The 15127-nt window shown below is 44.7% G+C and carries 17 protein-coding genes; 8 read left to right on the top strand and 9 right to left on the bottom strand.

Annotation, left to right across the window (positions count from 1 at the left end; translation table 11 throughout):
* Positions 1-43: 43 nt before the first annotated feature.
* On the bottom strand, positions 44-634 hold the full coding sequence (locus R7Q48_RS06150; protein WP_005374416.1) for a TetR/AcrR family transcriptional regulator: 591 nt from the start codon (positions 632-634) through the stop codon (positions 44-46).
* A gap of 250 nt (positions 635-884) precedes the next feature.
* On the opposite strand from R7Q48_RS06150, the gene R7Q48_RS06145 reads away from it, so the two are divergent.
* Both R7Q48_RS06145 and nhaD read left to right on the top strand, forming a co-directional pair.
* Positions 885-1910, top strand: a complete 1026-nt coding sequence (locus R7Q48_RS06145) for an acyltransferase (protein WP_213885271.1) — start codon at positions 885-887, stop codon at positions 1908-1910.
* A gap of 420 nt (positions 1911-2330) precedes the next feature.
* The gene (gene nhaD, locus R7Q48_RS06140; RefSeq protein WP_256903104.1) at positions 2331-3761 is read left to right on the top strand and encodes a sodium:proton antiporter NhaD; all 1431 of its coding nucleotides are present in this window, start codon (positions 2331-2333) and stop codon (positions 3759-3761) included.
* 37 nt (positions 3762-3798) lie between these two features.
* Here the strand turns inward: nhaD and R7Q48_RS06135 are convergent, their stop codons facing one another.
* Positions 3799-4194, bottom strand: a complete 396-nt coding sequence (locus R7Q48_RS06135) for a GFA family protein (RefSeq protein WP_256903103.1) — start codon at positions 4192-4194, stop codon at positions 3799-3801.
* Between the two features lie 201 nt (positions 4195-4395).
* Here R7Q48_RS06135 and R7Q48_RS06130 point away from each other — a divergent pair, with 201 nt between their 5' ends.
* Entirely contained in the window at positions 4396-5004 is a 609-nt protein-coding gene (locus tag R7Q48_RS06130; RefSeq protein ID WP_005374427.1) for a YitT family protein, read from the top strand.
* Positions 5005-5076: 72 nt separating this feature from the next.
* Here R7Q48_RS06130 and R7Q48_RS06125 read toward each other — a convergent pair whose 3' ends face one another.
* The 3 genes from R7Q48_RS06125 to R7Q48_RS06115 all read right to left on the bottom strand — a co-directional run bounded on the left by R7Q48_RS06125 (position 5077) and on the right by R7Q48_RS06115 (position 7842).
* Positions 5077-5895 (bottom strand): hypothetical protein, encoded by an 819-nt coding sequence (locus R7Q48_RS06125; RefSeq protein ID WP_017821039.1) that lies wholly within the window; start codon positions 5893-5895, stop codon positions 5077-5079.
* 100 nt (positions 5896-5995) lie between these two features.
* Entirely contained in the window at positions 5996-6478 is a 483-nt protein-coding gene (locus R7Q48_RS06120) for a methylated-DNA--[protein]-cysteine S-methyltransferase (RefSeq protein ID WP_256903102.1), read from the bottom strand.
* Complete coding sequence (locus R7Q48_RS06115; protein WP_256903101.1) at positions 6475-7842, bottom strand: AlkA N-terminal domain-containing protein; 1368 nt, start codon at positions 7840-7842, stop codon at positions 6475-6477. Before R7Q48_RS06115 ends, R7Q48_RS06120 begins: the two co-directional genes overlap by 4 nt.
* A 194-nt stretch (positions 7843-8036) precedes the next feature.
* On the opposite strand from R7Q48_RS06115, the gene R7Q48_RS06110 reads away from it, so the two are divergent.
* The 3 genes from R7Q48_RS06110 to R7Q48_RS06100 all read left to right on the top strand — a co-directional run bounded on the left by R7Q48_RS06110 (position 8037) and on the right by R7Q48_RS06100 (position 9714).
* Positions 8037-8240: a hypothetical protein gene (locus R7Q48_RS06110; protein WP_017633816.1), complete on the top strand. Its 204-nt coding sequence runs from the start codon at positions 8037-8039 to the stop codon at positions 8238-8240.
* Positions 8241-8565: 325 nt separating this feature from the next.
* Positions 8566-9009: a DoxX family protein gene (locus tag R7Q48_RS06105; protein WP_213968183.1), complete on the top strand. Its 444-nt coding sequence runs from the start codon at positions 8566-8568 to the stop codon at positions 9007-9009.
* A 9-nt stretch (positions 9010-9018) separates the two neighbouring features.
* The gene (locus tag R7Q48_RS06100; RefSeq protein ID WP_213968184.1) at positions 9019-9714 is read left to right on the top strand and encodes a pirin family protein; all 696 of its coding nucleotides are present in this window, start codon (positions 9019-9021) and stop codon (positions 9712-9714) included.
* A gap of 81 nt (positions 9715-9795) precedes the next feature.
* Here the strand turns inward: R7Q48_RS06100 and R7Q48_RS06095 are convergent, their stop codons facing one another.
* The gene (locus R7Q48_RS06095; protein ID WP_176311387.1) at positions 9796-10689 is read right to left on the bottom strand and encodes a LysR family transcriptional regulator; all 894 of its coding nucleotides are present in this window, start codon (positions 10687-10689) and stop codon (positions 9796-9798) included.
* 149 nt (positions 10690-10838) lie between these two features.
* Between R7Q48_RS06095 and R7Q48_RS06090 the strand changes: the two genes are divergently transcribed.
* Positions 10839-11192, top strand: a complete 354-nt coding sequence (locus tag R7Q48_RS06090; protein ID WP_005374439.1) for a DUF413 domain-containing protein — start codon at positions 10839-10841, stop codon at positions 11190-11192.
* Positions 11193-11339: 147 nt separating this feature from the next.
* Here R7Q48_RS06090 and R7Q48_RS06085 read toward each other — a convergent pair whose 3' ends face one another.
* Positions 11340-11591, bottom strand: a complete 252-nt coding sequence (locus R7Q48_RS06085; protein WP_005374440.1) for a DUF3081 domain-containing protein — start codon at positions 11589-11591, stop codon at positions 11340-11342.
* A gap of 374 nt (positions 11592-11965) precedes the next feature.
* Here R7Q48_RS06085 and nagB point away from each other — a divergent pair, with 374 nt between their 5' ends.
* Positions 11966-12766, top strand: coding sequence for a glucosamine-6-phosphate deaminase (gene nagB, locus R7Q48_RS06080; RefSeq protein ID WP_005374441.1), 801 nt, complete (start codon positions 11966-11968; stop codon positions 12764-12766).
* A gap of 90 nt (positions 12767-12856) precedes the next feature.
* On the opposite strand, the gene R7Q48_RS06075 is transcribed toward nagB, so the two are convergent.
* Both R7Q48_RS06075 and gltS read right to left on the bottom strand, forming a co-directional pair.
* Entirely contained in the window at positions 12857-13723 is an 867-nt protein-coding gene (locus R7Q48_RS06075) for a hypothetical protein (RefSeq protein WP_005374442.1), read from the bottom strand.
* A gap of 154 nt (positions 13724-13877) precedes the next feature.
* A complete protein-coding gene (gene gltS, locus R7Q48_RS06070; RefSeq protein WP_025768732.1) occupies positions 13878-15104 on the bottom strand; it encodes a sodium/glutamate symporter in 1227 nt (408 codons plus the stop codon).
* Positions 15105-15127: the final 23 nt, after the last annotated feature.

The raw sequence follows: 15127 nt of genomic DNA, 5'->3' as shown, positions 1-15127 counted from the left end.
TTGTGATTTTATGTCTACGAATCTGGGAAGCGAATAACCGATATTAGCCTTTCCAGCGAGAAAATAAGTTGTCGATCCCTTGCCAAAACAGACGCAAGCTTTCTTGCTCACCTTTAATTGAGTAAAAAACATGCGCACTCAAATAGAGACCGTACAAATCAAACGTTGCTTGGCGTGTATCTAAGTCTGCTGCAAATTCTTGCTTCTCTTTGCCTTTCGCTATTTGGATCTCCAAATAACTCAGCCAAGTGTCTATGGATTTACGCAGTCCGGCCTGAAGCGGGCAATCTTTATCTGCCGTATCATTCCAAGCGTCAAGAAACATACAACTTCCTTGGAATGCGTGATTCCAAGTCATCCAAGAGTCGAGCAACCCTCGAATTTTACGCTCGATATTGCCATCCCCGAGTTCTCGAGCAGGCTCAATAACCCGATCAGCGAACACTTTATTGGCGTGATCAAGCACCGATAGCTGTAAATTCAACTTCGAATTAAAGTGGGCAAACAGACCACTTTTCGACATACCGCATTGCTTGGCTAACTCTCCAATCGTAAGACTTTCTAATCCGTCTTCGCTGGCGATCTCAAAAGCCCGCTGCAGAATAAACTCTTTTGTCACTTTTCCTTTTTGCATAGTCTTATTTTTAGCACGATCGTTCTTTTTTGCAATCTCGAGTTAACTGGTCTAACCATTATTCAGTGCTATTTTCGACTCACGAATCAGGTATTGATTGCGTTAATAGGTTAATAATTAAGAAGTTTGAAGTAAGTCTTAATTTTCAAAACAGCTTCAATGTAAGCGCAAGTCTGTTGACTTTTTCACGTATTACTTCAGTAACAACCTGCTATTTTCACCTAAGTTTTTTATTTAGGTAAACAATGTAATGGCAAAGAAACAAAAAATAGCCAGCTTAGAGTTTGCACGTATCATTGCGATGCTTGCGATTGTGGGTTTGCATTGCCAGATGGCACTGACGTACTGGCAGTGGAATGGGATACCATGGGTTGGCTATATGCTCAACCAACTGGCTCGTTTTGCTGTTCCGCTGTTCTTTCTCATCTCGGGTTATCTAATCCAGCCGAAGTTGAGTCATTCACCTATCGATACTCTTAAGAACTACGCCAAACCGTTAATGAAGGTTTGGCTCATTTGGAGCATGATCAGTTTACTGATGCCATTCCAATGGCAGACGGTCGCTGAGGCTGGGTATCTCGCCGAAAGGCAAGGTTATTGGGGGTACCTAATGTCAACCCCGATCAATTCACTCATCGAAGGCGGACTCGTTCATCTGTGGTTTATTCCGGCTCTGGTCATTGCCGTAGCGTTAATTGCCTTTCTCGTGCATATCAATATGGCGCAACTGATACTGCCAACCGCAGTATTGCTATACATATACGGTGCCTTTGCTGGCAGTTACGCGACCATTACCGACCTGCCAGCGCCTTTCTTTACTCGTAACGGGCCTTTTTTCAGCACGTTGCTAGTTGCTCTAGGTTATTTCGCACGAGAAGTGCAGTGGCGGTGGTCGCGAAACAATACGGTTCGATGCATTATTCTTGGTATGGCACTGCATTTTGGTGAAGCTTACTGGCTGATGCAACATGACATCGCTTTCAACTCGCACGACTTCCTATTCGGTACCGTTATCTGGGCTGTAGGTGTCTTTATGTGGCTTTTGGCTCACCCTCATTTTGGCGACATGCCTTGGGTCTTCAAACTATCTCCTAGCGTGTTAGGGATATATGTTAGCCATCTGCTTATCATAATTGTCATGATGAATGTCGCTGGATTTATCGGGCTGCAACACCTCGCGAAAGATGTGTTTATTTATCCTGCAACGATTGTTGCAACCATACTGCTTGTGAAAGCAATTGACACTTCACCGTTGAAAAAATGGCTCCTACGCTAAATGCATTCAGCTCTAGATATAGCTAGCTTTAACTCAAAAGGGTTAGAGCTAGCCAGTTAAAAATGAGATTTCTCTCTCACTGACCAATTTTTGACTTTCTAATCCTTCAGAATTTGCTTTCACTCACAAAAAACATTGTTCATTTCCTTTAAATTGGCTCGACTATTACAACATTGCTCATTAAACGGAGGCTGTATGTGGGCAGGTCAAGGACTCGTTCCTTTTTTAGAGATTAGTCACTGGTTAACTTACGGTTTATATGCCGCTGCGGTTTTATTCGGCGCAGCAAGCATTGCGTCACTCAGAAAATAGTGGCGCACACTATCATTTCCTAACTCCTACTGTTAATTCGAGCTCTCTCACAACTAACTCATTCATTTGTGGCTAATATTTCTCCAACCAGACAAAGGAGAAATGTCTATGCCAATCTATCCAATTGTGGCTTTCTGCTGTTTGTTGTTCTCTAGCGCCACCTTTGCTGCATCAACCAATGAACTGAACCTTGTTAATTCTGGTGTCGGTTACGCGGCTCTGATTATCTTTTCGATCGCTTACATACTGGTTATGTTGGAAGAGTATCTGAAAATGAGAAAATCCAAGCCAGTGCTGCTCGCTGCAGGATTAATTTGGATTCTGATTGGCTACACCTTTGCTCAACACAACCAGCCTGAAATCGCCAAATCCGCACTAGAACACAACTTGTTGGAATATGCCGAGTTGCTGCTGTTTTTGCTCGTGGCGATGACCTACATCAACGCAATGGAAGAACGCAAACTCTTCGACGCCTTACAAGCGTGGATGGTCGGTAAAGGTTTTGGATTCAAAAAGTTGTTCTGGCTGACGGGGTTTCTCGCTTTTGTCATTTCACCGATTGCCGATAACTTAACTACGGCCCTATTGATGTGCGCTGTAGTGATGAAAGTCTCTGGTGATAATCCTAAGTTCGTCAATCTTGCTTGTATCAACATTGTTATCGCAGCCAACGCTGGCGGTGCATTCAGCCCATTTGGGGATATTACAACCCTGATGGTGTGGCAAGCCGGTCATGTCAGCTTTGCTGAGTTCATTCCGTTGTTTGTACCGTCATTGGTGAACTACTTGGTTCCCGCGTTTTTGATGTCACTGTTTGTTCCAAACACAAAACCGAATACGATTCACCAACACGTTGAGCTAAAACGCGGGGCAAGGCGTATTGTCGCATTATTCATTCTGACTATTGCCACTGCGGTCTCTTTCCATGCTGTGCTGCACTTCCCACCCGTTATGGGCATGATGATGGGCTTGGCGTACTTACAGTTTTTCGGATATTTTTTGCGCCAAACTCTCAAACACTCACTCGCAAAAAAAGCAGCTATGGCAATTGCCAATGGCGATGATAAGGCATTGAAGCGCTTAGGCTCAGTGGTTCCGTTTGATGTGTTTCATCGTGTGTCTCGAGCCGAATGGGACACCTTGTTGTTCTTCTATGGTGTTGTGATGTGTGTTGGCGGTTTAAGTTTACTTGGCTACCTCGAACTGGTTTCAAACGTCATGTACACGCAATGGAACCCAGTCTGGGCAAACGTAATGGTTGGTGTCCTATCTGCAATCGTCGATAACATTCCGGTTATGTTTGCTGTACTGACCATGGAACCAAGCATGTCGATGGGCAACTGGCTACTGGTCACATTAACCGCAGGTGTCGGGGGCAGTTTGCTTTCCATTGGCTCCGCGGCAGGCGTCGCTTTAATGGGAGCCGCGCGTGGACAATACACCTTCTTTGGCCACCTAAAGTGGGCTCCCGTCATCGCCTTGGGTTATGCCGCCAGTATTGCGGTACACTTGTGGATGAATAGCGGTTTATTTACTTAAAAACACCTAGAATTAGTCACTTAACTTGCAATGTAACCTAACGGTCGGATGGATGGTTAACGCCATCCATCACTTCAATCGCTCCCAACTCATATGGGTTGACGCCCTCTAAGCAGCCGACATTATAGCCATACTCACTCGGGTCAGAACGACGCTGATGGTACGTATAAATACCGCACTCGCCACAGAAAAAGTGCTTCGCAGTGTGTGTATTAAATTGATACTGCTTCAAGACGTCTTCGCCTTGCACAATACGAATACCGTTCAAAGGTACAGATGCTACAATCGCGCCACGACGTCGACACATAGAACAGTCACACCGTCTCGGCTTCTCAATACCATTGGGTAACGCCAGTTCCAGCTCAACTTTTCCACAGTGACAACTCAGTCGATGTAATGTGCTGATTTGGGTGTTGCCAACTTTCTTAATCATAACTTTTCCTTGTTGTTTTTCTATCTGTGTACATTATGTTAAACAGGTTAATATCATCATAATCTCGTCCAAAAACTCGACATCCATCACTTTTCGCGACATTTTATTGGCCGATTTGTTAGTTGCTATTTTGGCGACTGTCTATCGCGTCCGTGAGACGTGTTATCTCCGGCGCGGTTTTTAAACCAAGGAAATTAATTTATGGACAAAGATCATAGCCTAAGAGAGAACCTCTTGGCTCTGACGCTCGGCAGTGCGTTGGTGTCACTTGGGGTGATATTTTTTAGCAAAGTAGGATTGCTCACTGGCGGTACGGCTGGTTTGGCGATCTTCCTAACCAAAGTGAGTGACTTCAGTTTTGGTCAGATATTTTTCGCTCTTAACCTCCCTTTTTATATTTTATCTGTGATGCGCATGGGTTGGCGCTTCACTATCAATACCTTTATTGCGGTTTCGATTGTCTCTTTTGCGGTCGATCATCTGCATCATGTGATTGAGATTTCAAGAATCGAACCTTTCTATGCGGCACTTTTGGGTGGTGGGCTGATTGGAATCGGTATGTTGGTAATTTTCCGTCACAAAATGAGTTTGGGTGGCTTTAACATTCTAGCGTTGTACCTTCAGGAACGTTTTGGAGTTCGAGCGGGTAAAGTTCAAATGGCGTTAGATTGTGCCATCGTGGTGATGTCACTGTTCATTGTAGATGTGCACCTTATCGCTCTATCTGTTCTAGGTGCCATCGCAACGAACTTGATTTTGGCGATGAACCATAAACCAGGACGATACCAAGCAAAAGCGCAAGCAGCATAATCATCGCTGCATAGTCAACAACCCTAAAGCCCCCAGCCAGTCGCTCGGGGCTTTTTTCATTCTACGCTAAGATCACGTCAACGAGCTCGTTTTGCAGTGCTGCTGCATCTCCTCATCCAATTTAGCTTTATATTTCTGGCTAAGATGGAAGTGTACTTGCATCAGCAAGTCATGTGCGTGGAACAGCTCAAGCGCGTCGCTACCATGTTGCTGACAAATATCTTCACAGCGCTCAGCATGCACTTTGGCTTCTTGCGGTTTATCCGCTTTAAGCAAGCTCATAGCTAAGCGATACTCTGCGCGCTCTTCTTGCATCCAACCCCCTGCCACTTTCCAATAGTCTAGCGCGAGTGTTGCTGCTTCTAACATCTTCGATGTTTCCATGCACGTGCGCTCAGCCAGCGCTTCGTACTGACATGCTAAGTTGTTTGCAGTGATCGCGAAAGCGCGCGCTAATGGCCCTTCTGCATCGTTCGGCGTCATTCCTAACGCTGCTTTCACCAACCATTGACTCGCCAGTTCAAGCTGAGCAAGTGCAGAAAGTTCATTCGAAATCAAAGCGTAAACTCGGCGTTGTTCTTGCTCTTCCAATAATTCCATATTGTCAGTGCCATCTACGAAATAGCGCGCAACGGCAATACTGCGTTGAAATGCCAAACTCTCAGCAACCTTGCGTTCATCAAAGTGCTCTAAACAAGTAAGAAACTGTTCTGGGCACTGGAGATGCCCAATAGCGGTATGCAGCATCAATGCGAATATTCGCTCGATTTGGGTAACGTCTTTCACCTCGCTCAGAGCCGTTTCTAGCTGAGCATAAACTTGTTCGGGATTTTCCTCGTGATGCTGCCAACACTCACTCATGAAGGCATCAAAATCCGTTTTGAAAGGCATGTCCTTATTGTCCTTTTTCTATTCGTATAACGAATATGAAACTCTACACTATCGTTACCCCTGTGTAGCACGCTTAATCCCAATATGAGAATCGCCTCACTTAAAGCGGTGTACCTTGCTCCAACGCGAGCAAACGTTGCTTGCGCTCCACTCCACCTGCATACCCAGTCAGTTTTCCGCTTTTGCCAATAACGCGATGACAAGGTACCACGATAGAAATCGGATTCTTCCCGTTTGCTAACCCAACAGCACGCACAGCTTTAGGGTTACCTATCGCATTCGCGAGATCTTGATAGCTCCACGTTTCCCCATATGGAATGGTCGTTAGTGCCTGCCAAACTTGATTTTGAAAATCAGTGCCTGTCGCTGCAAGGGGCAAGTCGAATTCGTTGCGCAGACCAGTAAAGTATTCATCCAGTTGGGTGACAGCTTGGCGCAAAACCGGATGCTGCTCGTCTCGCACCCCCAGCTCACTCGGCTTAGTGGTGCATGTTTCAAACCAAATACCAAGCAAGCCCTCAGCGCTCGATTGGATAGTCACCGTTCCTAGTGGACTCGGCATTTCGGTATAAAATGTTTTCATGATTGATTCCATAAGTGAAACGTCGCGTAGCTTCCCCAAGGGGCCGCAGTGTGCGTATTCAGTGATGGGTAACGCTGCATCGCCTTTTTCACCACTAAGTCTTTATCTAGAAAGCAATCGGGTTGAGATTGCCCTCGCAGTTGAGCATAACTGACGGTCCAAGGTCCAATGCCTTTCAAAGCTAGCCACTGCTGGGGGTCAGCTTCTGAGTTGTCCTGCATAAACTGGGCGAAGCGCACTAGCGTCTCTTTACGGCTTTGCGGCATGCGCAAAAAGCTCACGTCGGCGTTCGCAATATCACAGGGAGTCGGGAAAAAACGTTTTTCTGACTCACCACTAAGTGTGGCCACCAATAAGTTAAGTTGACCAATCGCAGCTTTAACCGACACTTGCTGGCCTAAAATAGCTCTAACCCCTGCTTCCCATGCATTCCATACACCTGGAATACGAATACCTTTACTCGACACGAGCCCAGGCGCGACATACTCCAAATGCTGCTCAACAGTACAAATATCAGCGTCAAGATCGAACATACGACGAATGTCAGACACCAAGTTTTGCAGCTTCGTTACGTCTTCAATTTCAAACGCCAGTTCTAAGTATCCTTCACCTTTTGTCGCTTTAAACCAGGCTTTGCTGTTATCCAAAAAAACGTTGCGCTGATAACTCTCATCACTCACTAGCTCAACCCCCTCAACCGCTCGCAAACGATAGAAGTCCAACATGTGCGACCAATTCAACTCACCTCGATAAGGTAAGGCAATTCGATTGCAACCCGCACCATCAAACTCTTTACGGCGTACTTGAGAAGGCGTTAGTTTGAGAAACTTTTGAAAAGCATCGTTAAAGCGGCGCGTACTGTTAAAACCTGACGCAAACCCCACGTCGGTGACCGACATAGAGCTGGAGTGAAGCAACTGTTTGGCGAACATTAGTTGCTGATATTGCGCATACTGCTTGGGTGACATACCTAGATACTGCTCAAACAACATACGTAAGTAACGGTCAGAAATCCCAACACGCTCAGCCAACTCAGACACCGAATGGTGATGCAACTCCCCTCTATCAATTAACGAAATCGCTCGTTGAAAGGTCGTCTCGACACCTTTCCATGCCCAAGATCCAGGCGCGCTGTCAGGTCGACAACGTAAACACGGACGGTACCCTGCTTGAAGGGCTTGCGTCTTATCAGCGAAATACTCAACATTTTCTTCTTTAGGCAAATTTGCCGGGCAAATCGGACGACAAAAGATTCCCGTTGTTTTTACCGCCACATAAAATCGCCCATCAAAACGACTGTCTCGCGCGACTCGCGCCTTGTGACACTGCTCGAAGGTCAGTGAGGTATGGGGGTGAATAAACATAGTGCTTTCCTTGCTCATGCCTTTTGTCATTTATTGTTCATAGGCATCGTTCAATATAGTGTTATTGTAGCTTGCTTAAGCGCCCACAATTAGCCATTTTCGGAACTCAATATTGAGATTTATTGGCATTAGCGCTTTTGTACACTAAAGTTAGATCCAGAACATCACAACAACGTCGGCTAAAGGGAATTGGCATGGACTTACATACTTGCGTAATTGTATTAAGAAACCAAAAGGTTATTACCAGTAAATCCGTAGATCATTCTATTGGAATTATCGAACGAGACTCAGATAACGAGATCTCAGAAATTCAGATTAATGCGACGGATGGACGTAATATTCGAACTTATCACTACAACAATGTAGAGGAGTCATTAGAGAGCTTAATGAACCTCTGACGGTTTTCTTTAACACACCTTTCTCCCTTGTTAAAAGCGAAAGCAATAGAGCACAGTACATGTGCTCTTTTTTTGTTTAACAGCAAAAATGTTTATCGAAAATAATGACAGACCTTGATTTAAAACAGACAATAATCGGCAAATAAACACCCGAATATAAAAATCAAGACATTGATTTAAATAAATAAAAACCAATCATTCAATTTTTTAGAACGAGTTTATCAAAATCCTCCCGTTATTTTTATGTTCGCCTCTACCTAAACTGTTCTCAACAGCACGGGAGCACACGCTTCCCACTCATTGAAAAGAGTCAGAGGACAGAATCATGAAAGCACTATTACAGAAAATTACCACATCAAACGCAGGTTACAGCGCACTATCACTTCGCGTTCCAATCGGCATTATCTTTATGGCGCACGGCGCACAAAAACTATTTGGCTGGTTTGGTGGCTACGGCCTAGAAGGCACAGGTCAGTGGATGGCATCTATCGGTTTAGGTCCTGGCGTACTCATGGCGTTACTTGCGGGCAGCGCAGAGTTCTTTGGCGGCTTGTTCATTTTACTTGGTCTGCTAACTCGACCAGCAGCGGTTGCTTTGGCGTTCACGATGGTGGTAGCGATATTCTCTGTCCACTTTGAGAATGGCCTGTTCATGGCAAACAACGGTTACGAGTTTGGCTTGGCATTACTGGCAGCGAGCGTTTCTCTGGCGTTCTCTGGCGCAGGTAAAGCAGCGTTAGATAACTTTTTCAACAAAAAGCTCTCTTAAGGAGGCCTTATGATTACGGTAAGACATGCAGCAGACCGAGGTCGAGCAAGCTTTGGCTGGCTTGATAGCAAACATACGTTTTCTTTTGGTAGCTACTACGATCCTCAACATATGGGCTTTTCCGAGCTGAGAGTCATTAATGACGATGTAGTCAAGCCTGGCGCGGGTTTTGATACACATGGCCACCGTGATATGGAGATCATCAGCTATGTGTTGGAAGGTGTTATCGCACACAAAGACAGTGAAGGTAACGTCAAAACACTACCTGCAGGTGAATTCCAACTCATGTCGGCAGGGAAAGGGATTTACCACAGTGAGTACAATGCATCGAACCAAGATACGCTGCGGTTTCTACAGATTTGGATTCAACCGAACACATTTGGAACCAAACCAGGTTATCAGCAAAAATATTTTGGTCGCAATCCTGGGTTAACGACTATCGCAACTCCAACTGGAGAAAACGGCACGCTACTTATTAAGCAAGATGCGACTTTGCATCAGTTAATTCTTGAGCCAAGTAGCGAACTAAACTTTGAGATTGAGTCGGGCCGAAATCTATTCATCCATCAAGTGACTGGGAGCCTTAGTGTCGACAATACCACTTTGACGGCTGGCGACGGCGCGAAGATTGAACACCAGAGTAAGGTTGTTTTGCGCAATACATCAAACGAAAGCACAACAGCCCTGTTGTTTGACTTACCATAACTATCGATTCATCGAGATAAAAACAAAGCCGCCTTGATTTCTCAAGGCGGCTTTTTCGTTTTTCTGACTTTTCATTCAACGCTATTCGTCGGAAGTGCCAGAACCAATTTGCTGAAAACTGTAAGCGGTCAGTGGATCGATCTCTTTGACAATTTCTTCCACTTGCTTAATCGCGTCTACAGACGAGCTAGCTTTACGATAGCTCAAATAGATAGGGCGACACCAATCTTCTACTCCAGACACCTTGTAAAGCTGCCCATTGGCGATAAATGGCTCCACAAGAGAGATTGGTAAGTAAGCGGCACCACCCTTCTCTAAAATAAAGTCTAATGCGATACGCGCTGTTGAAGTGCGTAAATATGGAGCCGGAATCTTAGGGTGACGTTCAGAATGCTCTGAGGAGAAACGCGTCCCCCAGTCAACGTACACATATTTGTTTTCGAAAACGGTGTCTAAAGAATCTTTCTCAGTTGATACCAGAACGAGAACAACATCCGCCACTTTTTTACAGTTAAGCTCATCAGCTTTGATCTGATCGAACGCAAATGCCATATCTAACGTGCGCTCTAGCAAGCTACGACTGAGCATCTCACGTCCCATCACTTCTGCCATGAAGCCATAACCACCAAACGAATCTGTGACGACACTTAAACAATTCTGTAAATAAGCGTCCCAAATGTTTGGCGTGCCACCTAACGTTAGTTGCAGCGCTTTGCCATCTTCAAGCGATAATTCTAGCTTCGCTTGTTGCAATGTAGTGACCATTACCTCGGCATAGCTGATTAAGCGCTCACCTGCAGAGGTCAACTTTATGTTATTTCGATCACGAATAAACAATTGCGTATCGAAGTAACTTTCCAATTGTTTGATACGTGCGCTCACAGCGGCTTGGGTAATATAAAGGTTCTCAGCAGCACGTCCGAAGTGACGAACTCTTGCCAGCTCTAAAAATGTTCGAAAGACTTTTACATCCATAAACCATCTCCTGGTTAATATAAAACCAGATTAACAACTAATTAAAATCATGACGACAAAAAAGTTTTGTTTTTCTTTTGTTAGATTTAAGCCTAATTTTCGCCGTAAGTTCACTACATTCATCAATAACGGTTACAGAGGCTGTTGACATGTCTGACACTGAATTCCGTCATGGCAAAAAACGTTTTTACGATAACGTAAAATTCCCACGCGGCTTTGCAAAGTCTGGCGATTTTACTCTTTCAGAAGAGGAAATCCTAACAATTTATGGGGATACAATGCTTGGCTTAGAGTCAGGCGAATTAACACCTGAAAACAGCGAAGAGAAACACTTCATCAAGGTGTTAGAAAACCCGGGCAAAGCAAAAACAAAACTTGAGCGTACGTGGCTAAAGTACACCCAACTTGCTCGTGGTCGCAAGCGCTTCCATACGCTAAATGGTCGTAACAAGCCTGACGCCACAGAAGAATACATTGAAGAGAGTTTGGTTGAAGACGATTAATAACCAATAACCTAGTTCTCGCCTTTTTCTAGCAGTAGGCGAAAGCTCGTTTGACTTTACTGAGCGAGCAAGACAAGCTCATTTCTTCTCCTAAAGCCCAAGGGGGCATTCTCCCAAGGGCTTTTTTAATATTTGGGTGATGACCGTTTACTTGGCGAGCGTCGCAATCTTTTTCAGAAAGCTCTCTTTCAAATGCTCTTGGTCATATTCCAAGTGATAGGTGTTGTGGAAGCCAATTTTTAGCTCAACACCATTCCCTCTCAAGAAAACGTTGTACCCATCGTAGTCAGAAAACGCTTCTACACCTTCATACATTTTACCAAATTCGGTTGGCGTACCGTTGTTCATCACACATTCGTAAGCCTGTAGTACTTTGCTCGGATCTAACTCATTTTTCATACCGAATTCCTCACTGGTTTACACATTTCAATTATGGTTAAAGAATGAGCGCCATGCCATATCTAACCCATAATATTTGAAGTTCGTGTGCGATTTCGCACTCTGTAGGTTGTTAAAAAACAAGGTTAAGTGCGAAGGCAGAACTTAATTTAGATCATAAATTTTATCTATTGATTCGTCAGTTTCATAATGCAATTTCTTTGTAAAAAATCGTCTTATAAAAGCATTTAGATATAAAAATCGTCGACAAAACCAACATTGGTTAAAGAAAAAGCAAAATTTTGACCTAAAACAATAGCAGTTCGCCATTACTTATTTTATAATGCGAATTAATGTTTCAGTACATCGTCAATTCCAATAACTAGGGGCACAAAATGAGACTTATCCCGTTAACTCGAGCAGCACAAGTAGGTAAGTGGGCAGCTGCGCATATCGCTAAGCGTATCAACGACTTTAAACCTACTGCTGAGCGTCCATTCGTTCTGGGTCTACCAACTGGTGGCACTCCTCTAGCAACCTACAAAGCCCTAATCGAGCTTTACCAAGCCGGCGAAGTCAGCTTCAAAAACGTCGTGACTTTTAACATGGATGAGTACATTGGCATCCCTGCGGATCACCCAGAATCTTACCGCTCGTTCATGTACAACAACTTCTTTAATCACATTGATATTCAAGAAGAAAATATCAACCTACTGAACGGTAACACAGACGATCACGACGCAGAATGTAAGCGTTACGAAGACAAAATTAAGTCTTACGGCAAGATCAACCTGTTCATGGGCGGCGTGGGTAACGACGGTCACATCGCGTTCAACGAGCCAGCGTCATCTCTTTCTTCTCGTACTCGCATCAAGACCCTCACTGAAGACACTCGCATTGCGAACTCTCGCTTCTTTGACGGCGACATCAACCAAGTGCCTAAATACGCGCTGACTATCGGTGTTGGTACGCTTCTAGACTCAGAAGAAGTGATGATCTTGGTCACTGGCCATAACAAAGCTCAGGCACTTGAAGCAGCCGTGGAAGGTTGTGTAAACCATCTATGGACAGTTTCTGCACTTCAGCTTCACCCTAAAGCGGTGATCGTATGCGACGAACCAGCTCAACAAGAACTGAAAGTGAAGACAGTGAAGTACTTCTCTGAGCTAGAAGCAGAAAACATCAAAGGCTTTTAACCCATAGGATGGCAGCCTAGAAATACACTAAAAATACAAAACCCGTGTTGAACACGGGTTTTTTCTTATCTGAACAGCGGGCTTAAGTCGTCAATAAGCTTTAATACCAAACTGACGAAGACGCTTAGGAAGCACTTCATCCAACTTGTCTAGTTCACTCGGTTCGACTTCGATAAGATTGAAATGATGCTGCTCATAAACAGTACGAATGGTCTCACGGTCGGCCTGAGCCATCTCCCCATCGTCACTTCCCCAAAATTGCAAATAGACTTTGCCACCTGGCAAGTAAAAATCGCTAGTGACATCTTGGTCAATCGGCAACTGACGCTCATAAGCGTGCACTACACCAGCCAAGTACAGCCAGTTGTCAATGAGCAACTCACCCTTAGAGCGTACGTAATGCCCATCTAATGTTCGGTGCTTGGCTTCAAATTTTTGGCGAAAGCTTGAGTACGATTTATCCGTAGAATGTGACTCCGCGTCTTGCCCTAAAAACTCAATGACAGACTGCTTAAGACGCTTGTTACGCAGCACCACATCGTGCCATACGACAAAGGTATTTTGTGTTTCTTTATCGGTTCTTTGCTGCCCACCAGCGCGCACACCAGCTTCTGTGACACTCCATCCCTCTTCGGATTTGGTCAACCAACCCAGTTCACTCAAAAGCTGGTTCATGCGCTTCGCATTCAATTTCAGCTTTTCACCCAGTTGTGTCGCGCTCAATGTTTTCCCTGAGCTGGGAGTCAGCTCAATATGTAAGTTGGTCGGCCAGACGATGAACTGGCCAAATTTAGGGTGATCCACATACTCACCGCCAAACTTTGCCCCTTCTTCGGTCAAAATCCACTTTTCATCTTGGCGAACGATGTAGCCTGCACGTTTGAGATCGGCAAACAGCAGCTTAGCTTCTACCTTGCGCATTTTCGCTAATGCCGACGTCGATATTTTTTCAGACATGTGGGTACCTCATGCTGCTGCAAAATTGAACACTATGTCGTCATAGTAACGCATTGATTTCACGGCTTGAAGTCAGGCAAACAAGATTTCGTGTTACAAATAGCAAAGCCAGCGTATAGGTGCTGGCTTTGTTATTTCGGTAAAAAAGCGAATGTTATTTAATAAAAGCGATGCATCCTTGCAAAATCACTAAATTCACAATGTCGATGAAGAATGCACCGACAATTGGAACCACCATAAATGCTTGTGGTGATGGACCATATCGACTCACGATGGAGCCCATATTCATGACCGCAGTCGGTGTAGCACCTAACCCAAAACCGCAGTGTCCGCTAGCGATCACCGCCGCATCGTAGTTGCCTCCCATCATGCGGAATGTTACGTAGTAAGTGAACATCGCCAACACTGCCGACTGAATAGCAAGAATAATAAGGAATGGGATCGCAAGATCGAAAATATTCCACAATTTCAAACTCATCAAGGCCATGGCAAGAAATAGAGATAGTGCAACTGTGCCAAGAATATCAACGGTTTCTAAATCAACCTTGCGCGCCTTCGTCACTTCCATGATGTTAGTGATAACAACACCAATAAACAGCGCATAAACAAAATCGGGAATCATTAACCACTTGATGTCAAAACTGCTTACCCAACTCTCCAGATACTTCGCGCCTGTCACGCAAAGTAGAATGATGGACAAGCTTTCAACGACTCTTTTCGCTGTGACACGATCTTCCTCATGTTCGTTGTACGTCACCAGTTCAGGGAAACTCTGATGACTTTGATTGGTGCGTCCGTATTCCGATTCCAAGTTGTGTTTGTTTAGTAGCTTTTGTGCAACAGGGCTGCCAATAATCCCGCCCATCACCAAGCCAAATGTAGCAGAAGCCATTGCCACCTCTAGAACATTATGCAAACCATACATTTCTTGAAAAGTTTGCGACCACGCAGCTCCAGTTCCATGTCCGCCAGAAAGCGTAATGGATCCGGCGATCAACCCCATGAGTGGATCTAACCCCAACGCTGTTGCTAAGGACACGCCGACCGCATTTTGGATAAGAATGTAGACCGATGCCACAACTAGGAAGATGAAAACCTTCGCACCGCCTTTAATCAGTTGGGTGTAATTTGCCGCTAAGCCAACGGTTGCAAAAAACATCAGCATAAAGACGTTTTGCAGTGGTAAATCAAAGGAAACATCCACACCGTTTAAGTGCATCGTCGTGATGACGCAAGCGACCACTAGACCACCAACAATTGGCTCTGGAATATTAAATTTTTTTAAGGTTGGTAACTTGGTATTGATGAACTGCCCTAAAAACAACACGCAAATTGCGACGAGGAACGACTCCTGTGGGCCGATAGATATTACCTGATTCATGAGACCTCTTTACTCTACTCTTT

The sequence above is a fragment of the Vibrio sp. 378 genome, assembly GCF_033339435.1.
This window is presented reverse-complemented; position numbering and strand designations above follow the sequence as displayed.